We start from the raw sequence: 20,076 nt of genomic DNA on the forward strand, positions 1-20,076 counted from the left end.
CGGTTCCCCGCGCCCCGCGAGGGCGGAGCGCCTAGTGCTGTTCGTGGATCTCCCGGTGCCTGACCTGGCAGTCGGGGCCGGGGGACATGATGGCCTCGTGGCCGTCCTCGAAGCGGACCCGGTAGGGCGGGTTGCCCTCGGGGCCCAGCACCTTGACGACGGTCGAGACCTGGTCGTGCTGTCCGACCACCCTGCCGTGCTGGACAAGCTGGTCGCCCTCAGATGCACGCATCTCCAGGGCCTCCTCACGATCGCGATCGTTGGGTGACGGCGATGCACACGAGCACTGCGGCGGCCGTGAGTGGAGCGGCCACGGTGAGGTGCTCGGCCAGCAGCAGCACCGACCACACCAGTGTGAGCAGGGGCTGGGCCAACTGCAACTGGCTGGCCTTCGGGATCCCGATGGTCGCCATGCCCCGGTACCAGACCATCAGCCCGAGGAACTGCGAACCCGCCGCCACCCACAGCAGACCGGCGATCCCGTGCGCGTTCCAGACGACCGGCTCGTACGACAGCGCGACCACCGCGGCGGGGACGGTCAGCGGCAGGCAGAGCACCAGCGCCCAGCCGATGACCTGCCAGCCCGGCATCACCCGGGCCAGCCGGCCGCCCTCGGTGTAGCCGGCCGCGCACACCACCAGCGCCCCGAAGAGGTATCCGTCGGCGGTCGTGAGCGCCCCGCCGCTCTGGGCGACCGTGAACGCCAGCACGGCCGCCGCGCCCGCCAGCGCCGCGGCCCAGAAGGTGCGGGAGGGGCGGACGCCCGTGCGCAGGGCCGAGAAGAGGGCGGTGGTCAGCGGGAGCAGGCCCACCACGACCGCCGCGTGCGAGGTGGTGGAGGTCTCCAGGGCGAGCGTGGTCAGCATCGGGAAGCCCAGCACGACGCCGGCCGCGACCACGGCCAGCCCCGCCCAGTGCCGCCGCTCGGGCGCTCGTACCCGCAGGAACAGCAGGCAGGCGCCCGCCATGGCCGCCGCGAGCACACTGCGCACCGCGACCAGGGCCCAGGGGCCGAAGCCCTCCAGGCCCCAGGCGGTGGCGGGGAAGGTGAGGGAGAAGGTGACGACACCGAGGGCGGCCTGCACGGTGCCCAGCCGGCGGGAGGCGGGAGCGGTGGTCCCGGGACCTGTCGGGGAACCGTTGACCGCTATCGAATGCGGTTCGGTAACGCTACTCTTTACTCTCATGCAAGAGCGTAGCAGCGCCGTTGAACTGGCGGAACATCTGCGGCGGGAGCTCGACCGCTACTCATCGGGTGGAAAGCTCCCGTCGAGTCGGGTGCTCGTCGAGCGGTTCAGGGTGAGTCCGGTGACGGTCTCGCGGGCGCTGGCCCAGCTGGTCGCGGAAGGTCTGGTCGTCACCCGGCCCGGCGCCGGTGTCTTCAAGGCCCGGCCGCGCGCCGCGGCCGAGCCCGCCGGCGACACCTCCTGGCAGGAGGTCGCGCTCAGCGCCGAGGGCGCCCTCGACGTGGTCCCGCGCACGGTCGACGCCTCCGGGGTCACCGTCTGCCTGGCCGCCCCGCCGCCCGGCGTCCTGGAACTCAGCGGCGGCTACCTGCACGCCTCCCTGGAGCCGGAACGCGCCCTGGCGGCGGCGCTCTCCCGGGCCGGCCGGCGTCCCGGCGCCTGGGGTCGGCCGCCGCTCGACGGGCTGCCCGAGCTGCGCGAGTGGTTCGCCCGGGACATCGGCGGCGCCGTCACCGCCGCCGAGGTGCTGATCGCGGCCGGCGGCCAGTCCGCGCTCGCCACCGCCCTGCGCGCCCTCGCCCCGCCCGGCGCCCCCGTCCTCGTCGAGTCGCCCACCTACCCCGGCATGCTCGCCATCGCCCGTGCCACCGGCCTGCGCCCGGTCCCCGTCCCGGTCGACCCCGACGGCGTGAAGCCGGAACTGCTCGCCGACGCCTTCCGCGCCACCGGGGCCCGGGTCTTCGTCTGCCAGCCCCTCTTCCAGAACCCGACGGGCGCCGTGCTCGCCCCCGACCGCCGTGCCGAGGTGCTGCGCATCGCCCGCGAGGCCGGCGCGTTCGTGGTCGAGGACGACTTCGTACGACGGCTCGTGCACGCGGACGCGGGCCCGGTGCCCCGCCCGCTCGTGGCCGACGACCCGGACGGGGTGGTCGTCTACGTGGGCTCGCTGACGAAGGCGACGTCCCCCAGTTTCCGGGTGGCCGCCCTGGCCGCCCGCGGCCCGGTCCTCGAACGCCTGCGCGCCATCCAGATCGTCGACACCTTCTTCGTGCCCCGCCCGCTCCAGGAGGCCGCCCTCGAACTCGTCGGCTCCCCGGCCTGGCCCCGCCATCTGCGCGCCCTGTCGGCCGAGCTGAGGACCCGCCGGTCCACGCTCACCGGCGCCCTCGCCCAGCACCTCCCCGAACTCGCCCTCCCGCACGTCCCGTCCGGCGGCTACCACCTCTGGCTGCGGCTGCCCGAGGGCGTCGACGACGCGGCCCTGACCGGCGCCGCCCTTCGCGCGGGCGTCGCCATCACCCCCGGCCGCCCCTACTTCAGTGCCGAACCCCCCGCCGCCCACGTCCGGCTGAGCTTCGCGGCGGTCGCCGGGGCGGGCGAGCTCACCGAAGGGGTCCGACGGCTCCGCGCCGCCTGCGACGAGGTGCTGCGCCCCGGACCCTGACCTGCCCCCTGACCTGCCCCTGACCTGACCCTGAAATCCGATCGACGCCGCCGCGCCCCAGCGGCGAGGATCCCCGCATGACTGATGCACCCCGCCTCCCCGAGGGCTACGAGTTCTCCGCCGACACCGACCGGGTCGACGTCGACCGCGTCCACCGCTGGCTGTCCACCGACGCGTACTGGGCGACCGGCCGCCCGCTGGAACAGCACCGCCGGGCGATGGCGGGGTCCCTCAACTTCGGGGTGTACGACACCGTCACCGGCGAGCAGGTGGCGTATGCGCGCGTGGTGACCGACCACGCGCTGTTCGCCTGGCTCGCCGACGTGTACGTGGACCCGGCGGTGCGCGGCAAGGGCGTCGGCACCGCGATGGTCGAGTCGATCCGCGAACACCTGCGGCCGTCCGGGGTGCGCCGGGTGCTGCTGGCCACCCACGACGCCCACGGCGTCTACGCGAAGCTCGGATTCGCCCCGCTCGAACACCCGGACCAGTGGATGGCGTTCCACTACCCGGTACCGGAGTGACATGACGGCCGACTTGTCGGACACCTCCTGACCACTGGGTAACGTTTCCCCCACCTCCGGCAACCAACCGACCGAACGCTCTTGACCTGCGCACATGGGCGTCCCACCATCGCCGCATGTCACTACGGGTCACGTTTGTCGCGGCTGCGCGCAGCTCACCGATGCTCGCCGAGCGTTTCGAGGACGACCGCCCGCTGGACCAGGCGGGCTGGCAGGAGGTGCAGCGCGTCGTCCCCGAGCTGCTGCCGCTGGCGGCGGCCGAGCTGCGCTACTGCTCACCGACCCCGCGCAGCCGGGCGACCGGGGAGGGCCTGGGGTACGCCCCGCTGGTCCAGCTCGCCCTGCGCGACTGCGACATGGGCCGCTGGCGCGGGCTGACGCTGGGCGAGGCGATGGCACGGGAGCCGGACCTGGTGGACGCCTGGCTCGCCGACCCGCGTGCCGTCCCGCACGGGGGCGAGTCGCTGCTGGGGTTCATCTCCAGGGTCGGCGGCTGGCTGGACACCCGCCCGGTGGGCGACGGCGGCCGGATCGTCGCCGTCGCCGAACCCTCGGTGATCCGCGCCGCCGTCGTCTACGCCCTCAAGGCGCCGCCCTCGACCTACTGGAACATCGACGTCCGCCCGCTGTCGACGACCACGGTCACGGGCCTCGCCGGCCGCTGGAACCTCCGCTTCGACGCCGTGCCGCCGCAGCCCCCGCGTACGTAGCCCGCCCGGCGCCGGTGCGCCCGGCCCCGGTCACCCCTCGCGCGTGTAGTCGGTCGTCAGGAGCAGGTCCTTCGCCGGACCGCCCACCCGCCACACCGTCCGCCAGCGGTCGGCGTCCCGGACCGTGAACTCGCCCCGGTAGAGGTCGGCCGCGCAGGGGTGGTCCGCGACGTGCCGCCCCGACGTCAGGTCCAGGTCGTGGAAGGGCCGCCCGTCGGCGAACCGCACGTCCACCGTGCCCGGCCGCGCGCCCGGCAGGAACCGCAGCGTCCGCTCGGCGGGCCGCGCCACCCCCTGCCAGGTGAACGTCCCCGACTCCTCGTGCAGCAGCCCGCCCCCGTCCAGCGGCCGGAACACGGTGGTCCCCTCGAACCGCCCCTCGTCCCCGCCCGCCAGGTCCCGCACGGTCCGCTCGACCCGCCACCGCCCGGCCAGATGGGCCAGCGCGTCCGGCACCGGCCAGAACCCGTCCACGTCCCTCACCTCCTCGCACGCGGCGCGCACCCCGCACAGCGCACGGCGCCCCGCCGTGTCCGCGCCCCTCTCGACCCTAAGCGACGTCGGTACCGGGGGCGGGCCGCTCCCCGACCGGGAGCAGACCGCGCTCGGCGAACACCTTCTTCGCGACCAGGGTGGCGTTCAGCGCCCGCGGGAAACCGCAGTACCCGGCGGAGTGCAGCAGCGCCTCCACGATCTCCTCCGGGCTGAGGCCCGCGTTGAGGGAGAAGTTGACGTGCACCTCCAGTTGGGGCTCGCAGCCGCCCAGCGCGGTGAGGATGCCCAGCGTCACCAGCTGCCGGTCGCGGGGCGGCAGCTGGGGGCGGGAGTAGATCTCCCCGAAGCCCCAGGCGACCACCTGGTGGCCCAGCTCGGGACTGGTGTCGGCCAGGGCGTCGAGAACCTGGGGTGCGGCGCCGCCGGCGACCTGGCCCATGACCTCCAGGCCCTGGGCGAAACGCTCTTCACGGGTCGTGCTCTCGCTCATGCCGGTTCTTCCGTTCTCCTCGGCGACGGTCACGACGAGAACGCTAGGAGTCGGAGCGTGCTCCAGGTCAAGCCGGTGCTAGCGCTCACCCGGCATCCGCAGCGCGGCGATCCGCTCAGCCCGCGCCCCGGCCCCGGACGGTGTCCGCGGCGGCGAGGAGTTCGCCGAGAACGGTCCGCACCGCCCGGCGCGCCGCGCGTTCGGGGCGGTGAAGGACGTCGATGTGGCGGTGGACCTCGATACCGTCGAGTGCTCTGAGGACGACACCCGGGTGCGGGCGGGACGTCCAGCGGGGCATCAGGGCGATCCCGCCGCCCGCCGCGACCACCTCCGCGACCACCGCGATCTCGTTGACCCGGTGGACGATCTCGACCCGGCGGCCGGCCGCGGCGGAGATGGCGTCGACGGTCGCCAGGAGCGGGAAACCGTCGTGCACGCTGATCCAGGGCTCGCCGGCGACGTCCTCGGCGGTCAGGGCGGACCGGGCCGCCAGGGGGTGGCCGACGGGCAGGGCGATGTCGAGGGGCTCGCGCAGCAGCGGGGTGACCGTCGCGGTGCGCGGCCAGGGCGGGGCGTGTTCGAGACGGTGGGCGACGACCAGGTCGTAGACGCGGGTCAGGGGCGGGAAGCCGGCCTGCGCCACGTCCTCGTCGTGCAGGGCGAGCCGGGGGGAGTCCGGTGCCCGCAGCCGTCGCAGCAACAGGGGGTAGAAGGCGGCCGCCCCGCTGTGGAAGGCGGCCAGGGACACCGTGCCCGCGGGCTCCTCGACGTACTCCTCGATGGTGTGGCGGGCCCGGGCCAGTGCCGTCTCCACACCGATCGCCGCGTCGGCCAGCGCCTGCCCGGCCGCCGTGAGGACCAGCCGACGCCCCGCCCGCTCGGTGAGCGGGACCGGGATCGAGCGCTGCAACAGGCGCAGCTGCTGCGAGATCGCCGATGGCGTGACCCGCAGCGCCTCGGCGACCGCCGTGACGCTGCCCAGCTCGCCCAGCTCTCGCAGAACCCGCAACTGCCGCTCGTCCACGACCAGAGTGTAGCTCTGCTAAAGGGTTGGTTCACAAAGTCGGCGTTTACTTCAACATGCAGGTCCGGGATCGTGAACGGCATGCCGACCACCCGCCGTACCGATGGGGTGCTGCTGGCCGTCGCCGTCGTCTGGGGCTCCAGCTACCTGACGGCGAAGACGGCCACGGACGCCCTCCCCGTGCTGACCGTCCTCCTCGTGCGCCACGCCGTCGCCGCGCTCGCCTGCCTCCCCGTGCTGTGCGGACCCGGTTCCCCCAGCCGTGCCGAGAGGCTCTGCGGCGGTCTGCTCGGGCTCACCCAGTCCGCCGTCCTCGTCCTGGAGACCTACGGCGTCGCCCACACCAGCGCCGGGAACGCGGGTCTGATCATCAGCCTCACCCTGGTGCTCACCCCGGTCCTGGATCGCGCGCGGCTGCCGGGGAGGTTCTTCCTCGCCGCCGCTGTCTGCGTAGCCGGGGTCGGGCTGCTCGTGTGCGGCAGCGGGCTGCACGCCCCCGGCGCGGGTGACCTGCTGATGCTGGCGGCGGCGGTGGCCCGGGCGGGGCACGTGGTGCTGGTCGGGCGGGTGACCTCGGGCCGCATCCTGCGTCCGCTGCCGCTGACGGCGGTGCAGAGCGTGGCCGGTGCGGTCCTCTTCCTCGGGCCGGCGGCGTCCGGCCTGCCGGCGCTCACCAGGACCGGCGCCGTCACCTGGGCGCAGCTCCTCTATCTGGCGCTGGGCTGCGGCCTGTTCGCGTTCCTCGCCCAGACCTGGGCGATCCAGCGCACCTCCGCGACCCGGGCCGGGCTGCTCCTCGGTACCGAGCCGGTGTGGGCCCTGCTGGTCGGCATCGGGTTCGGCGGCGAACGCCTCACCGTGCTCTCCGCGCTGGGCGCCGCACTGATCGTGGCAGGGACGTACTGGGGTAGATCGATCGAAAGTGCCCAACGGGCCGCGTCTGCGCACGCGCGACCCATGGGGGTCACCGGGGACCTCTCACGAGCGCGTTAACCTGAAAAACATTTCTCCGAAAGCTTTTGTTTCCTGTGAAGTCGTGAATTCTTTCCCCGGGGCACGTGGTTTCGGAATTGGAGTTGTCAGTTCATATGCGAGACACAACCATCACGAACCTCAACCCGTCTAAGTCGGCGAAACAAAGACCAGCGGGGAGTAACGCCCCCGTTATTTCTCTGGGGGCCGCACAGAATGACTCGCACTACCCTGACGGAGCGCGAACAGGGGGTGAAACCGGCAGGCGACACAAAGACGAGGACCGGTCCGGCGCGGCGGCTCGCCGATCGTCCGAGAACGTCCGCCGCCCTGCTCGCGGCCCTCCTCACCACCGTCGCGTTCTGCGCCGCCGACGCAGCCGCCCGCAGCTACCCCTTCGGCCCCCGCACCCGCGACGTCAACGACCTCGGCAACCAGTACGTGCCCTTCCACGCCCACCTCTGGGACCTGTTGCACGGCAGGGCCGACGGCGGGCTCCTCGTCAACTGGCAGTCCGGTTACGGCTCCAGCTTCCTGCCGGACGTCGGCACCTACCTCAGCAGCCCGTTCGCCCTACTGGTCGCGGTGTTCCCGCGCGACGAGATCGACCTCGCGGTGTACACGATCACCGTGCTGAAGACGGCGACGGCCGGCGCCGCCATGGCCTGGCTGCTGCTCAGCCTGCGCCGGGGCCGCTGGTGGGCGGCCGGTCTGCTGGGCGCCTCCTACGCGCTGTGCGGCTGGAGCCTCGCGCTCGCCTCGTACAACCCGATGTGGCTGGACGGCCTGATCGCGCTGCCGCTGCTCTGCCTGGTCGGCGAGTGGCTCATGGCCGGCCGGCGTCCGCTGCTCGGCGTGGTGATCGTGGCGCTGGCCTGGATCGCCAACTTCTACACCGCCTACATGGCCACCCTCGGCGCCGCCCTGGTGCTGCTGCTCCGGCTGGTGCTGGCCGAACTGCCCTGGCGGCGCGCCCTGGCAGTGCTGGGCCGGGCCGCGGTGACCGTCGGGCTCGGCATCGGACTGGCCGCGCCGCTGGTGGTCGTCGTGTACGCCGGCACCAAGCACGCCTACCCGGGCCGCGAGGGCCAGTTCGCCCCCGTCAGCACCGAGGACCTGCTCGCCCGGCTGCTGCCGACCACCTACAGCTACGGCTCCCCGGCCCTCTACGTCGGCGTCACCGCGCTCGTCCTCGCCCTGGCCCTGCCGTTCCACCGCGGGGTCCCGGCCAAGGTGCGGGCGGGCTGGACCGGGCTCGTGCTCGCGGCCGTCCTCTCCCTGCAATGGGCGCCGACCAGCCTCGCCTGGCACGCCTTCGCCGTCCCGAACGGCAGCTTCTACCGCCAGGCGTTCGTGTGCTGCGCCCTGCTGGTCATCGCCGCCTGGCACGCCCTCGCCCACGGGACGCCGGACCGGCGCGCCCTCGGTGCGGCGGCCGTGCTGCTGGTCCTGATCGCCGCCGTGGCCGGCCGCAGCCCGCTGGTCCTGCGGCACCCCCACTTCACCTGGCCGATCGTGGCGCTGGCCGCCGCGGGTGCGCTGGGCGGCCTCGCCCTCCTCACCTTCGGGAACGGCCGGCCCGCGCTGGTCGGGCTGGCCGCGCTGCTGCTGATCGGCGCGCAGTTCGGCGAGGCCGCCGCCACCTCCGCCGTGGCCACCCACAGGCGCCTCAACGAGATGGACGACTACGCCCCCTGGGGTGACCGCCAGCAGGTGGAGGCGGACGCCGTCGCCCGGGCCGACGCCTGGCCGCGGTACCGCACGGAACCCGGCCGGGAGCAGACGGTCGGCAACGACCCGATGGTGGTCGGCGGCCAGGGCGCCCAGTACTACAGCAGCCTCACCTCCGACGTCCTCGGCCGCACCCTCACCGCGCTCGGCGACGGCTGGACCTCGCGCGGACGCAGTCTGCAGAGCCTCGACAACCCGGTCACCGACGCGCTGTTCTCCGTGGGCGCCCGGCTGCACAACCCGCCGGACCCGCACCAGAAGTGGCTGCCCCAGGACGGCGGCACGTCGACCGTCACCCGGCAGGACGTCCCGCCGCTGGTGACCGTGCGGCCGGCCGCGCCCCGGACCACCCCCGCCGCCTTCGGCCCCTCGCCCTACCGCAACCAGGAACTGCTGCTCGGCGCCCGCGTCTACACCCTGCCGCGCACCACCCTCAGCGGCAGCCGGCCGGGCGACCGGGTGCGGGAGCTGCCGGTGGACGCGGCGGGGACGCTCACCGCCCGCTGCCGGCCCGGGAGTGAGGTCTTCCTGTGGGCGCCGCACTACTCCGGCACCGCCCGGCTGCCCGGTGGCGGCGGCCCGAAGCTCTACCGGTCCGACGCCGAGAACACGAAGATCGCCGCGATGCAGCCGCTCGGCACGGTTCCCGCCACCGGGCGGGTCCGGATCGAGCTGCGGCCCGACCTTCCCGGCCGGGTCCCGGCCCGGGGGGCGGTCGGCTGTCTCGCCACCGGGCGGCTGCGCGCCGCGGTCCAGCATCTGAGGTCCACGGGCGCGACGGAGGTGTCGGTCTCCGACGGCACCGTGCACGCCCAGCTGCCCGCAGGAAGCAGGGGGACCGCCGTGGTGGCCGCCCCGCGCATCGCCGGCTGGCGCTGCTCCGCCGGCGGCCGCGAGACGCCCGCAGGCGAGTTCTACGGCCTGATCGCCGTCCCTCTGGACGGCTCCGCCACCAGCCTCACCTGCACCTTCCACCCTCCCGGCCTGCGCCTGGGCACCGCCGTCGGCGGCGCCTCGCTGCTGGCGCTGCTGCTGATCGGCGCCGTCCCGGCCGTCCGCCGCAGAACCGCCGCCCGCCGCGGCGAGCGCACGGCCACCGCTCACTGACCCGTCCCCAGGGGAGAAGAACCCATGCTGATATCGATCGTCGCGCCCTGCTACAACGAGGAAGACGTCATCGAGCGCTTCCACGAGCAGGTCCAGAAGATCGCCAACGAACTCCTGCCGCTCGGCCACGACATGGAGTTCGTCTACGTCGACGACGGCAGCCGCGACCGCACGCTGACCCTGCTGAGCCGGATCGCCGACGGCGACGCGCGCGTCCGGTACGTGTCCTTCAGCCGCAACTTCGGCAAGGAGTCGGCCCTGCTGGCCGGCCTGAAGCACGCCACCGGCGACGCCGTGATCGTCATGGACGCCGACCTCCAGCACCCGCCGGAGCTCATCAAGCGGATGGTGGAGCTGCGCGGCGAGGGCTACGACCAGGTCATCGCCAGGCGGACCCGGCAGGGCGACCGCTTCACCCGCACCCTCACCGCCCGCCTCTACTACCGGCTCATCAACCGGCTGGTCGACGTCGAACTCGTCGACGGCGTGGGCGACTTCCGGCTGATGTCGCGCCGGGTGGTGGACGCGATCGTGAGCCTGACCGAGTACAACCGGTTCTCCAAGGGCCTGTTCGCCTGGGTCGGGTTCCCCAGCACCACCTTCGAGTACGAGAACGCGGTGCGTGAGCACGGCAGCAGTTCCTGGTCGTTCCGCAGCCTGCTCAACTACGGCCTCGACGGGCTGCTCTCCTTCAACAACCGTCCGCTGCGCGCCGCGCTCTACCTCGGCATGACCCTGCTGGCCCTCGCCGGCGCGTACACGGCGTGGATCGTGGGCGCCGCGATGATCAACGGCGTCCAGACGCCCGGCTATGTCACCATCATTACAGCCGTCACCGCCCTGGCCGGCGTCCAGATGATCATGCTCGGGGTCATCGGCGAGTACACCGGCCGGATCTACTACGAGGTCAAGGGGCGCCCGCACTTCCTGGTGAAGGCGACGAACGTGGACCGTACGGAAGACCGCACCCGCGGCACGACGAAGGACCTCATCCCCTGATGCCGAACGCCCTGTCGACCGCCCCGACGACCACCCGACCCCCGCGCCCGATATCGGGGCAGATCATCACCTTCGCGGCGGTGGGCGTCGTCAACACCGCGACCTACTACGGGCTTTACCTGCTTTTTCTCAGGTATTTGCCATATCTCGCCGCGCACGTTATCGCTTTCTTGCTCAGCATGGTCGGCTCGTTCTTTCTCAATGCCCGATTCACTTACCGGATCCGTCCCACCTGGCGGAAATTCCTGCTCTTCCCGCTGACCAACGCGACGAATTTCGTGATCACCACGGCGGGGGTCTACGTGATCGTCGACGTACTCCACGTGGGCAGCGAGTTCGCGCCACTGCTGGCGTCGGCGGCGGCGATCCCGGTGACGTTCGTGGTGTCGCGGTGGGTCATGCTGCCGAAGGCCGAGGCCGCATAGCCCTGCGCACTGTTGCATAAACGTGCAGCGAACCGTATAGTCATGCCATCCAGAGGAGGATGGACATGGCGGTACGTGCGGCGGTGGCCGGAGCGAGCGGATACGCGGGCGGAGAGGTCCTGCGGCTGCTCCTCGCGCACCCCGAGGTCGAGATCGGCACCCTGACCGGCAACTCCAACGCGGGCCAGCGCCTGGGCGCGCTCCAGCCGCACCTGCTGCCGCTGGCCGACCGGGTGCTCACGGAGACGACCCCCGAGGCCCTCGCCGGGCACGACGTCGTCTTCCTCGCGCTCCCGCACGGGCAGTCCGCCGCCGTCGCCGAGCAGCTCGGCCCGGACGTCCTCGTCGTCGACATGGGCGCCGACTTCCGCCTGAAGGACCCGGCCGACTGGGAGCGTTTCTACGGCTCCCCGCACGCCGGCACCTGGCCCTACGGCCTCCCCGAACTGCCGGGTGCCCGCGCCGCGCTGGAGGGGTCCAAGCGCATCGCGGTACCCGGTTGCTACCCCACCGCCGTCTCCCTCGCCCTCTACCCGGCCTACGCGGCCCGGATCGCCGGGCCCGAGGCGGTGATCGTCGCGGCGTCCGGCACCTCCGGCGCGGGCAAGGCGCCCAAGCCGCACCTGCTGGGCAGCGAGGTCATGGGCTCGATGACGCCGTACGGCGTCGGCGGCGGCCACCGGCACACCCCCGAGATGATCCAGAACCTGAGCGCGGCGGCGGGGGAGCGGGTCGCCGTCTCCTTCACCCCGACGCTCGCGCCGATGCCCCGGGGCATCCTCGCCACGTGCACCGCCGTGGCGAGGGACGGGGTGACCGCCGAGTCCCTGCGCGCCGCCTACGAGAAGGCCTACGCGGAAGAGCCCTTCGTCCACCTGCTCCCCGAGGGACAGTGGCCGGCCACGGCGTCCGTCCACGGTTCCAACGCCGTTCAGGTGCAGGTCGCGTACGACGAGGCCGTCGGCCGCATCATCGCGATCAGTGCCATCGACAACCTGACCAAGGGCACCGCGGGCGGTGCCGTCCAGAGCATGAACCTCGCCCTGGGTCTCGCCGAGACCACGGGGCTGACCACGATCGGAGTTGCGCCGTGAGCGTGACGGCAGCGAAGGGATTCACGGCCGCGGGCATCGCCGCCGGGATCAAGCAGAACGGCAACCCGGACCTGGCCCTCGTGGTCAACAACGGGCCGCGCCGCGCCGCCGCGGGCGTGTTCACCTCCAACCGCGTCAAGGCCGCGCCGGTGCTGTGGTCCGAGCAGGTGCTCAGGAGCGGCCAGGTCTCGGCCGTCGTCCTCAACTCCGGCGGCGCCAACGCCTGTACCGGCCCCAAGGGCTTCCAGGACACCCATGCGACCGCCGAGAAGGTCGCCGAGGTGCTCGGGCGCGGTGCCATCGAGGTCGCGGTCTGCTCGACCGGCCTGATCGGCGTGCTCCTGCCCATGGACAAACTGCTGCCGGGCGTGGAGACCGCGGCCGCCGCCCTGAGCGAGCACGGCGGCGAGAAGGCCGCCATCGCCATCAAGACCACCGACACCGTGCACAAGACGGCCGTGGTCACCAAGGACGGCTGGACCGTCGGCGGGATGGCCAAGGGCGCCGGCATGCTCGCCCCCGGCCTCGCCACCATGCTGGTCGTCCTCACCACGGACGCGGCCGTCGAGAGCGAGGTCCTCGACAAGGCGCTGCGGGCCGCGACCCGCACCACCTTCGACCGCGTCGACTCCGACGGCTGCATGTCCACCAACGACACCGTGCTGCTGCTCGCCTCCGGTGCGGCCGGTGTCACCCCGGAGTACGCGGAGTTCGCCGAGGCCGTCCGCGCCGTCTGCGACGACCTCGGCCAGCAGCTGATCCGGGACGCCGAGGGCGCCAGCAAGGACATCAGGGTGGAAGTGGTCAACGCCGCCTCCGAGGACGACGCCGTCGAGGTGGGCCGGTCCATCGCCCGCAACAACCTCCTCAAATGCGCCATCCACGGCGAGGACCCCAACTGGGGCCGGGTGCTCTCCGCGATCGGCACCACCAAGGCCGCCTTCGAGCCGGACCGGCTCAACGTCGCCATCAACGGCGTGTGGGTGTGCAAGAACGGCGGGGTCGGCGAGGACCGGGAGAAGGTCGACATGCGCTACCGCGAGGTGCACATCGTCGCCGACCTGGCCGCCGGCTCCGAGACCGCCACCATCTGGACCAACGACCTGACCGCCGACTACGTCCACGAGAACAGCGCTTATTCGTCATGAGCACCACGCGTAAGCACACCGCGCTGCCCAAGGCGCAGATCCTCATCGAGGCGCTGCCCTGGCTGGTCCGGCACAACGGCAGGACCGTCGTGATCAAGTTCGGCGGCAACGCCATGATCGACGAGGACCTCAAGGCCGCCTTCGCCCAGGACGTCGTCTTCCTGCACCACGCCGGTCTCAGGCCGGTCGTCGTGCACGGAGGCGGCCCGCAGATCAGCGCCGCCCTCGACAGGCACGGCATCGTCAGCGAGTTCAAGGCCGGGCTCAGGGTCACCACCGAGGACGCCATGGACGTCGTACGGATGGTGCTCGCCGGGCAGGTCCAGCGGGAGCTGGTCAACCTGCTCAACCAGCACGGGCCGCTCGCCGTCGGACTGACCGGCGAGGACGCCCACACCATCACCGCCACCAAGCACACGCCCGAGATCGACGGTGAACTCGTCGACATCGGGCGGGTCGGCGAGATCACCGCGATCGACACGGGCGCGATCGAGGCACTGCTCGCCGACGGCCGGATCCCGGTCGTCTCCTCCATCGCCCGCTCCCAGGACGACGGGCATGTCTACAACGTCAATGCTGATACGGCGGCTGCGGCACTCGCTGCTGCTCTGGGCGCCGAAACCCTCATGGTCCTCACCGACGTGGAGGGCCTCTACGAGGACTGGCCGAACTCCGACGAGGTGATCAGCCGCCTCACCGCTTCCCAACTGGAGAAGCTGCTGCCGGACCTGAGCTCCGGCATGGTGCCGAAGATGGAGGGCTGCCTGCACGCCGTACGCAACGGCGTGACCACCGCCCGCGTCATCGACGGCCGGGTCCAGCACTCGATCCTGCTGGAGATCTTCACGGACGAAGGCATCGGCACGATGGTCGTGCCGGACGCGGAGGGGGAGTCATGAGCAACCAGGAACTGACCGCCCGGTGGCAGGGCACGCTCATGAACAACTACGGCACCCCGCGGCTGCCCCTGGTGCGCGGCGAGGGCGTCAAGGTCTGGGACACCGAGGGCCGCGAGTACCTCGACTTCGTCGGCGGCATCGCCACCAACGCGCTCGGCCACACCCACCCCGCGATCGTCGAGGCCGTCAGCAGGCAGATCGCGTCCCTCGGCCACATCTCCAACTTCTTCATGGCCGAGCCCACCGTCGCCCTCGCCGAACGGCTGATCCAGCTCTTCGGCCGGGACGGCAGGGTCTTCTTCTGCAACTCCGGCGCGGAGGCCAACGAGGCCGCCTTCAAGATCGGCCGGCTGACCGGGCGGACCCACATGGTCGCCACCGACGGCGGCTTCCACGGCCGGACCATGGGCGCCCTCGCGCTCACCGGGCAACCCGCCAAGCAGGACCCGTTCCGCCCGCTGCCCGCCGACGTCACCCACGTGCCCTACGGCGACGCGCAGGCGCTGGCCGCCGCCGTCACCGAGGAGACCGCCCTCGTCGTCATCGAGCCCGTCCAGGGCGAGAACGGCGTGGTCGTGCCCCCGGCCGGCTACCTGAAGGCGGCCCGCGCGATCACCGCCGCCACCGGCGCACTGCTGGTCCTCGACGAGGTCCAGACGGGCGTCGGCCGCACCGGCACCTGGTTCGAGTACCAGGCCCACGAGGGCGTGCTGCCCGACGTCGTCACCCTTGCCAAGCAGCTCGGCGGCGGACTGCCGCTGGGCGCGACCGTGGCCTTCGGCCGCGCCGCCGACCTGCTCCGGCCCGGCCACCACGGCACCACCTTCGGCGGCAACCCGGTCGCCTGCGCCGCCGGGCTCGCCGTCCTCGACACCATCGAGAACGAGGGGTTGCTGGAGAACGTCAAGCGGCAGAGCGGCAGGTTGCGCGACGGAATCGAGGGCCTCGGCCACGGGTTGATCGATTATGTCCGGGGGGCGGGTCTCCTCCTGGGTATCGTGCTCACCGAGCCGCTGGCAGCGCAGGTGCAGCAGGCGGCTCAGGAGGCCGGGTTCCTGGTGAACGCGCCCGCTCCCGACGTCGTACGGCTGATGCCGCCGCTGAATCTCCGCGACGCCGAGGCGGACGCGCTGCTCGGGGCCCTGCCCGGCATCCTCGACGCAGCGAGCGGGGACGGACGATCCGGAGAATGAGACGACGATGAGCCAGGCGCAGGAGTTCGACCAGTCGGGCGGTACGGGGGCCGCGGTGCCGCAGACCCGGACCGCCCGGCACCGCCGGATCGTGGACATCCTCAACCGGCAGCCGGTGCGCTCGCAGAGCCAGCTCGCCAAGCTGCTGGCCGACGACGGGCTCACGGTCACCCAGGCGACGCTCTCCCGGGACCTCGACGAGCTGAACGCGGTGAAGATCCGCAACACCGACGGGGAGCTGATCTACGCGGTGCCCAGCGAGGGCGGCTTCCGCACCCCCCGCGCCCCGCTGGGGGGGTCGGCCAAGGAGGAGCGGATGCGCCGCCTCTCCCAGGAACTGCTGATCTCCGCCGAGGCGTCCGCGAACCTGGTCGTCCTGCGCACCCCGCCCGGCGCGGCCCAGTTCCTCGCCTCGGCGATCGACCAGGCCGAGCTGCACGACATCCTGGGCACCATCGCGGGCGACGACACCCTGCTGCTCATCAGCCGTGAGCCGACCGGCGGCCAGGCCCTCGCGGACCACCTGCTGCGGCTCGCCCAGAACGGCCACTGACCCGCGTGCGGGCTCCGGCCCGCCGACGGAGAATGAGTATGTGATCTTCCGCGGCGAGCGGTCGGGCGGGCGGGCAATCCCTTGGCGGCCGTCCAACGTATACAGAGGTGTGACGGGCTTCCGGTTCCCCGTCGGCCGACTGCCGGACGAGGCTCTGCTGTCCGGGCTGGCGACCGGCGACCCGGAGCTCGCGGTGATCTTCGTACGGAGGTTCCAGCAGCGGGTCTTCGGCGTCGCCATGGCCGTCACAGGGGACCAGCAGCTCGCCGAGGACATCGCCCAGCAGACCTTCGAGCGCGCCTGGCGGCACGCCCAGATCTACGACCCGCGCCGTGGCTCGGTCACCACCTGGCTGACGACCATCGCGCACAACCTCGCCGTCGACGCCGTCCGCGCCCGCCGGACGGAGCCGATGGCCCCCGAGGACCTCGACCCCCTCCTGGAGGCCGTCACCGAGACCCCCGAACGGTGGGCACTGGCCGACGAGGCCTCCACCCAGCTCCGGGCCGCCCTCGGCCGGCTGCCCAGGGAACAGGCCAGGGCCCTGATGATGGCCGGCATCTACGGCATGACGGCCCAGCAGGTCGCCGACGCGGAGCAGATCCCGCTGGGCACCGCCAAGACCCGGATCAGGACGGCGATGGCAAGGCTCCGCACCGCACTCACGGCTTCGGAGGGAGGCGGCGATGACCGGTGACGCACCCTGCGAGAAGCTGCGGGAGAACGGCGCCGAGCTGGCGCTGGGCGTGCTGCCCGGCCGTGAACGGGCCGAGGCCCTCGCCCATCTCGACGGGTGTGCGGACTGCCGGGAACACGTTCGCCAACTGACCGGGATCGGCGACCGGTTGATCGGCCTGCTGCCGCAGACCGAGCCACCGTCCGGTTTCGAGACCCGGGTGGCGCGCAGCCTCGCCGAGATGGCGACAGGGCAGGAAGGGGACCGGCACGCCCCCCAGCGCCTGCGCGGCCGCGCCCGGCGGGCCCGGCTGCGACTGGCCACGGCCGCCGCCGCCCTCGCCGTCGCGGTCGGATTCGCCGGCTGGGGGATCGGCACCGTCGTCGAGGAGGCCACCGCCCCGCCCTCGGCCGCCGTCGAGTCCGAACCCGTCCTGGTCGGGGACATGATCCCGGCCGGCGGCGGGCAGCCGGTCGGCGAGGTCTACGCCCATCCGGGCAGCCCCGCCTGGATGTTCGTGTCCGTCGCCCTCGAAGGGCCCGCGCGTACCGGCCGGGTCACCTGCCTGCTCGCCCGCGCCGACGGGACCACCACCCGGGTCGGTGACTTCCCGCTGCGCCACGGACGCGCCAACTGGGGCGTGGCGGTCCCCGTCGACCTCACCAGGTACTCCGGCGCCCGCCTGACCTCCGCCGACGGGACCGTCCTCGCCACCGCCCAGCTGCAGCGGGGCAAGGTGGTGACACCCGTGACGTGACTCACCGGCCACGAGCCGGCGACGGCAGGACCGCCGCCAGCTCGGCGGCCAGCTCGGCGACCCCGGGACGGCTCGCGGGATCCGCCCGCAGACACCCGTCGACGGCCGCCGCGAGAGCACGGGGCAGCCGCCGCAGCGAGGAGACCGGCGCCGGCCGCGCCGGGCACTGCGGACCGCTCCCGCCGGGCTCCGAGGAACCGGTCCCGCAAGCCGCCTCGTGGAGGACGACGCCGATGCCCCACACGTCGGCGGCGGGCGTCAGGACCCCGTCCCGGGTCTGTTCGGGAGCGCGGTAGCCGTGGGTGCCGAGACCCGCGGGCGCGGGTCCGGGGCGCCGGGCCACGCTCAGGTCGAGCACCTTGACGTGACCGCGCTCCACCACCACGTTGGACGGCTTGAGATCCAGGTGCAGCAGGCCCCGCCCGTGCAGATAGTGCACCGCCGAGCACAACTGCACCCCGAGCAGCGCCACGTCGGCGGCGGACGGCCGCCGCCGCAGCCGGTGCAGCAGATGGGAGAGGGTCTCACCGGTCAGCGTCTCCAGGACGACGAGCGGCTCGGGGGAGCCGAAGACGTCGTAGCCGCGGACCAGATGCGGATGGCTGAACTCCCGCAGCCGGCGGCCCTCCCGCAGCAGCCGCGCGCCCAGCCCCCGCTCGTCCCGCCGGTCGGGACGCACCACCTTGATCACGCAACGGCAGTACCGCTCCGCGCTCCAGGCGTCGTGGACGTCCAGCCACCCGGTCCGGGTGAGATGGGCCAGCACCTCGTACCCCGGGACCGGTTCCGTGCCCGGCGCCAGCGGCGGGACCTGGCCCGCGAAGCTCATGACAGCACCGCTCCCGCGTGCAGCCGGTGCAGCCGGGCGTACGGCCCCTCGTGCCCGAGCAGCTCCGCGTGCGCCCCGTCCTCCACGACACGGCCGTGGTCGAGCACCACGATCCGGGTGGCGGCTCGGACGGTGAGCAGGTTGTGGGAGATGACCACGGTCGTCCGTCCGGCCATCAGCCGCCGCAGCGGCCCCATGATCCGCCGGCCCGACCCGGCGTCGAGCCCCGCGGTCGGCTCGTCCAGCAGCAGCACCGGAGCGTTGCGGATCATCGCGCGGGCGATCGCCAGCCGCTGGCACTGGCCCCCGGAGAGCGTCCGGCCGCGCTGGCCGACGAGGGTGTCGTAGCCCTCCGGGAGCCGCTCGACGAACTCGTGCGCGTCCGCCGCCCGGGCCGCCGCGACGATCTCCGCGTCGGTGGCCGTGGGCCTGCCGTAGGCGATGTTCTCCCGCACGGTGCCGTGGAAGACGAGCGTCTCCTGGAGCACCACCGCCACGCTCTCCCGCACGTCGGCGAGGCTCAGCTCGCGCAGGTCGGTGCCGTCGAGGCGGACCGCGCCACGGTCGGGGTCGTAGAACCGCAACTGCAGCTTCGCCACCGTGGACTTGCCCGCCCCGCTCGCCCCGACGAGCGCGAGCGTCTCCCCGGGCGCCACCCGGAAGGACACGTCCGCCAGCGCGTGGGCCGCCGTCCCGGGATAGCGGAACCACACCCCGTCGAACTCGACGGCGCCGGCCGCCCGCCGGATCCGCCGGGGGTGGGGGGACTCGGCCACCTGGGGCCGCTGGTCGAGGAGTTCGATGATCCGTTCCGCGGAGGCGGAGGCCGCGTAGAAGGTGGTGCCGAGTCCGGACAGGCCGTGGACCGGGCCGTAGAGCTTGCCGATCAGGGCCAGGAACACCAGCAGCCCGCCGAGCGTGAGCTGGCCCTGAGCCAGCTTCCAGGTGCCGAGACCCAGCACCACGAGACCACCTGACACCTCGATGATCTCCACGACGGGCCGGTAGACGGCGCGGATCCGCGCCGAGGCCATCGCCGCCCGGAACCTGCCGACGCTCTCCTGCTCGAACCGGCGCGCCTCCCAGCCCTGCCGGTTGTACGCCTGCACCAGCGCGACGTTGCCCAGTGACTCCTCGGCCACCGCGCTGAGCGAACCCGAACGCCGTCTGCGCTCCCGTGACGCGTCCTTGATGAGCCGGGAGAAGTGCCGGGCACAGCCCCAGAAGAGCGGCACCACCGCGAGCGAGAGCAGGGTCAGGTCCCAGCGCAGGTAGAACAGCAGACCGACGAAGACGGCGAGCCGGATCACGTAGTACAGGACGTCGGCGACACCCGACAGCAGAAAGGTCTCCACCGCGTCGACGTCCCCCGTGATCCGGGACAGCACGTCCCCGAGCCTGCGGCGCTCGAAGAAGCCGAGCGACAGCCCCTGGACATGCCGGAAGACGTCGGAGCGCAGCGCGAGCAGGAAGCGTTCGCCGACCCAGGTGGACGTCACGTCGTCGGCGAAGCCGAGCATGCCCGAGCAGATGACGAGAGCGAGGAAGGCCGGCGCGATCCACAGGAAGGGCCGCAGGTCGCGGGGGACCAGCACGTCGTCGATGACGAGCTTGAAGAGCCAGAGTTCGGCCGCGTCGACGGCGGGAGCGGTCAGGCTCAGCAGGACGACGGGCACCAGCCAGCGGCGGCCGCCGCGCGTGTACGGCCAGAACCGCCGGAACACCTCGCGCGGGGAGACCGCGGGCGCGGCCGCGACCACGTCCTCGGAGGGGACGGCGGGGGACAGCAGACGCCGCAGGACATGCGCCATGGCGGGAG

The 20,076-nt window shown here is 72.8% G+C and carries 21 protein-coding genes; 14 read left to right on the top strand and 7 right to left on the bottom strand.

Annotation, left to right across the window (positions count from 1 at the left end):
• Window positions 1–31: 31 nt before the first annotated feature.
• Window positions 32–232: a DUF1918 domain-containing protein gene (locus ACZ3KP_RS20335; RefSeq protein WP_358978390.1), complete on the bottom strand. Its 201-nt coding sequence runs from the start codon at window positions 230–232 to the stop codon at window positions 32–34.
• Window positions 233–245: 13 nt separating this feature from the next.
• Window positions 246–1,187, bottom strand: coding sequence for a DMT family transporter (locus tag ACZ3KP_RS20340; protein WP_467501128.1), 942 nt, complete (start codon window positions 1,185–1,187; stop codon window positions 246–248).
• On the opposite strand from ACZ3KP_RS20340, the gene ACZ3KP_RS20345 reads away from it, so the two are divergent.
• The 3 genes from ACZ3KP_RS20345 (at window position 1,186) to ACZ3KP_RS20355 (ending at window position 3,865) form a co-directional block, all read left to right on the top strand.
• Window positions 1,186–2,631: an aminotransferase-like domain-containing protein gene (locus tag ACZ3KP_RS20345; protein ID WP_467501129.1), complete on the top strand. Its 1,446-nt coding sequence runs from the start codon at window positions 1,186–1,188 to the stop codon at window positions 2,629–2,631. The genes ACZ3KP_RS20340 and ACZ3KP_RS20345 overlap by 2 nt on opposite strands.
• A 77-nt stretch (window positions 2,632–2,708) precedes the next feature.
• A complete protein-coding gene (locus ACZ3KP_RS20350; RefSeq protein ID WP_467501130.1) occupies window positions 2,709–3,155 on the top strand; it encodes a GNAT family N-acetyltransferase in 447 nt (148 codons plus the stop codon).
• A 116-nt stretch (window positions 3,156–3,271) separates the two neighbouring features.
• On the top strand, window positions 3,272–3,865 hold the full coding sequence (locus tag ACZ3KP_RS20355; RefSeq protein WP_366891232.1) for a histidine phosphatase family protein: 594 nt from the start codon (window positions 3,272–3,274) through the stop codon (window positions 3,863–3,865).
• A 30-nt stretch (window positions 3,866–3,895) separates the two neighbouring features.
• On the opposite strand, the gene ACZ3KP_RS20360 is transcribed toward ACZ3KP_RS20355, so the two are convergent.
• From ACZ3KP_RS20360 to ACZ3KP_RS20370, 3 genes are all read right to left on the bottom strand, one after another.
• Window positions 3,896–4,339 carry a DUF6314 family protein gene (locus ACZ3KP_RS20360; protein WP_467501131.1) on the bottom strand — a complete coding sequence of 148 codons (444 nt, stop codon included), beginning with the start codon at window positions 4,337–4,339 and terminating at the stop codon, window positions 3,896–3,898.
• A 76-nt stretch (window positions 4,340–4,415) separates the two neighbouring features.
• On the bottom strand, window positions 4,416–4,850 hold the full coding sequence (locus ACZ3KP_RS20365) for a carboxymuconolactone decarboxylase family protein (protein ID WP_358978412.1): 435 nt from the start codon (window positions 4,848–4,850) through the stop codon (window positions 4,416–4,418).
• 115 nt (window positions 4,851–4,965) lie between these two features.
• Window positions 4,966–5,874, bottom strand: a complete 909-nt coding sequence (locus ACZ3KP_RS20370) for a LysR family transcriptional regulator (RefSeq protein ID WP_467501132.1) — start codon at window positions 5,872–5,874, stop codon at window positions 4,966–4,968.
• An 81-nt stretch (window positions 5,875–5,955) separates the two neighbouring features.
• Here ACZ3KP_RS20370 and ACZ3KP_RS20375 point away from each other — a divergent pair, with 81 nt between their 5' ends.
• The 11 genes from ACZ3KP_RS20375 (at window position 5,956) to ACZ3KP_RS20425 (ending at window position 17,428) form a co-directional block, all read left to right on the top strand.
• Window positions 5,956–6,867, top strand: a complete 912-nt coding sequence (locus tag ACZ3KP_RS20375) for a DMT family transporter (protein ID WP_467501133.1) — start codon at window positions 5,956–5,958, stop codon at window positions 6,865–6,867.
• Between the two features lie 195 nt (window positions 6,868–7,062).
• Window positions 7,063–9,684, top strand: a complete 2,622-nt coding sequence (locus tag ACZ3KP_RS20380; protein WP_467501134.1) for a YfhO family protein — start codon at window positions 7,063–7,065, stop codon at window positions 9,682–9,684.
• Between the two features lie 24 nt (window positions 9,685–9,708).
• Window positions 9,709–10,683 carry a glycosyltransferase family 2 protein gene (locus tag ACZ3KP_RS20385; protein ID WP_467501135.1) on the top strand — a complete coding sequence of 325 codons (975 nt, stop codon included), beginning with the start codon at window positions 9,709–9,711 and terminating at the stop codon, window positions 10,681–10,683.
• Entirely contained in the window at window positions 10,683–11,108 is a 426-nt protein-coding gene (locus tag ACZ3KP_RS20390) for a GtrA family protein (protein ID WP_358978370.1), read from the top strand. Before ACZ3KP_RS20385 ends, ACZ3KP_RS20390 begins: the two co-directional genes overlap by 1 nt.
• 65 nt (window positions 11,109–11,173) lie before the next feature.
• Complete coding sequence (gene argC, locus ACZ3KP_RS20395) at window positions 11,174–12,202, top strand: N-acetyl-gamma-glutamyl-phosphate reductase (protein ID WP_467501136.1); 1,029 nt, start codon at window positions 11,174–11,176, stop codon at window positions 12,200–12,202.
• Entirely contained in the window at window positions 12,199–13,350 is a 1,152-nt protein-coding gene (gene argJ, locus ACZ3KP_RS20400; protein WP_467501137.1) for a bifunctional glutamate N-acetyltransferase/amino-acid acetyltransferase ArgJ, read from the top strand. Before argC ends, argJ begins: the two co-directional genes overlap by 4 nt.
• Window positions 13,347–14,249, top strand: a complete 903-nt coding sequence (gene argB / locus ACZ3KP_RS20405) for an acetylglutamate kinase (RefSeq protein WP_358978231.1) — start codon at window positions 13,347–13,349, stop codon at window positions 14,247–14,249. Before argJ ends, argB begins: the two co-directional genes overlap by 4 nt.
• Window positions 14,246–15,442 carry an acetylornithine transaminase gene (locus ACZ3KP_RS20410; RefSeq protein ID WP_467501138.1) on the top strand — a complete coding sequence of 399 codons (1,197 nt, stop codon included), beginning with the start codon at window positions 14,246–14,248 and terminating at the stop codon, window positions 15,440–15,442. The genes argB and ACZ3KP_RS20410 overlap by 4 nt, the downstream gene beginning before the upstream one ends.
• A 7-nt stretch (window positions 15,443–15,449) precedes the next feature.
• On the top strand, window positions 15,450–15,995 hold the full coding sequence (locus ACZ3KP_RS20415) for an arginine repressor (protein WP_467501139.1): 546 nt from the start codon (window positions 15,450–15,452) through the stop codon (window positions 15,993–15,995).
• Window positions 15,996–16,104: 109 nt separating this feature from the next.
• Window positions 16,105–16,692 carry an RNA polymerase sigma factor gene (locus ACZ3KP_RS20420; protein WP_467501140.1) on the top strand — a complete coding sequence of 196 codons (588 nt, stop codon included), beginning with the start codon at window positions 16,105–16,107 and terminating at the stop codon, window positions 16,690–16,692.
• The gene (locus ACZ3KP_RS20425) at window positions 16,682–17,428 is read left to right on the top strand and encodes a hypothetical protein (protein ID WP_467501141.1); all 747 of its coding nucleotides are present in this window, start codon (window positions 16,682–16,684) and stop codon (window positions 17,426–17,428) included. The genes ACZ3KP_RS20420 and ACZ3KP_RS20425 overlap by 11 nt, the downstream gene beginning before the upstream one ends.
• A 1-nt stretch (window position 17,429) precedes the next feature.
• On the opposite strand, the gene ACZ3KP_RS20430 is transcribed toward ACZ3KP_RS20425, so the two are convergent.
• Window positions 17,430–18,257: a serine/threonine-protein kinase gene (locus ACZ3KP_RS20430; RefSeq protein ID WP_467501142.1), complete on the bottom strand. Its 828-nt coding sequence runs from the start codon at window positions 18,255–18,257 to the stop codon at window positions 17,430–17,432.
• Window positions 18,254–20,068, bottom strand: coding sequence for an ABC transporter ATP-binding protein (locus ACZ3KP_RS20435; RefSeq protein WP_467501143.1), 1,815 nt, complete (start codon window positions 20,066–20,068; stop codon window positions 18,254–18,256). Before ACZ3KP_RS20435 ends, ACZ3KP_RS20430 begins: the two co-directional genes overlap by 4 nt.
• Window positions 20,069–20,076 lie beyond the last annotated feature (8 nt).

The sequence above is a fragment of the Streptomyces sp. NPDC020958 genome, assembly GCF_055562175.1.

What these genes read in the sequence shown, in the direction of transcription:
- ACZ3KP_RS20385 (WP_467501135.1), top strand. Translation starts at nt 9,709, where the DNA reads ATGCTGATATCGATCGTCGCGCCCTGCTACAACGAGGAAGACGTCATC.
- ACZ3KP_RS20355 (WP_366891232.1), top strand. Translation starts at nt 3,272, where the DNA reads ATGTCACTACGGGTCACGTTTGTCGCGGCTGCGCGCAGCTCACCGATG.
- ACZ3KP_RS20340 (WP_467501128.1), bottom strand. Translation starts at nt 1,187, where the DNA reads ATGAGAGTAAAGAGTAGCGTTACCGAACCGCATTCGATAGCGGTCAAC.
- argB (WP_358978231.1), top strand. Translation starts at nt 13,347, where the DNA reads ATGAGCACCACGCGTAAGCACACCGCGCTGCCCAAGGCGCAGATCCTC.
- ACZ3KP_RS20350 (WP_467501130.1), top strand. Translation starts at nt 2,709, where the DNA reads ATGACTGATGCACCCCGCCTCCCCGAGGGCTACGAGTTCTCCGCCGAC.
- ACZ3KP_RS20425 (WP_467501141.1), top strand. Translation starts at nt 16,682, where the DNA reads ATGACCGGTGACGCACCCTGCGAGAAGCTGCGGGAGAACGGCGCCGAG.
- ACZ3KP_RS20390 (WP_358978370.1), top strand. Translation starts at nt 10,683, where the DNA reads ATGCCGAACGCCCTGTCGACCGCCCCGACGACCACCCGACCCCCGCGC.
- ACZ3KP_RS20415 (WP_467501139.1), top strand. Translation starts at nt 15,450, where the DNA reads ATGAGCCAGGCGCAGGAGTTCGACCAGTCGGGCGGTACGGGGGCCGCG.
- argC (WP_467501136.1), top strand. Translation starts at nt 11,174, where the DNA reads ATGGCGGTACGTGCGGCGGTGGCCGGAGCGAGCGGATACGCGGGCGGA.
- ACZ3KP_RS20335 (WP_358978390.1), bottom strand. Translation starts at nt 232, where the DNA reads ATGCGTGCATCTGAGGGCGACCAGCTTGTCCAGCACGGCAGGGTGGTC.
- ACZ3KP_RS20410 (WP_467501138.1), top strand. Translation starts at nt 14,246, where the DNA reads ATGAGCAACCAGGAACTGACCGCCCGGTGGCAGGGCACGCTCATGAAC.
- ACZ3KP_RS20435 (WP_467501143.1), bottom strand. Translation starts at nt 20,068, where the DNA reads ATGGCGCATGTCCTGCGGCGTCTGCTGTCCCCCGCCGTCCCCTCCGAG.
- ACZ3KP_RS20380 (WP_467501134.1), top strand. Translation starts at nt 7,063, where the DNA reads ATGACTCGCACTACCCTGACGGAGCGCGAACAGGGGGTGAAACCGGCA.
- ACZ3KP_RS20345 (WP_467501129.1), top strand. Translation starts at nt 1,186, where the DNA reads ATGCAAGAGCGTAGCAGCGCCGTTGAACTGGCGGAACATCTGCGGCGG.
- ACZ3KP_RS20430 (WP_467501142.1), bottom strand. Translation starts at nt 18,257, where the DNA reads ATGAGCTTCGCGGGCCAGGTCCCGCCGCTGGCGCCGGGCACGGAACCG.
- ACZ3KP_RS20375 (WP_467501133.1), top strand. Translation starts at nt 5,956, where the DNA reads ATGCCGACCACCCGCCGTACCGATGGGGTGCTGCTGGCCGTCGCCGTC.
- ACZ3KP_RS20365 (WP_358978412.1), bottom strand. Translation starts at nt 4,850, where the DNA reads ATGAGCGAGAGCACGACCCGTGAAGAGCGTTTCGCCCAGGGCCTGGAG.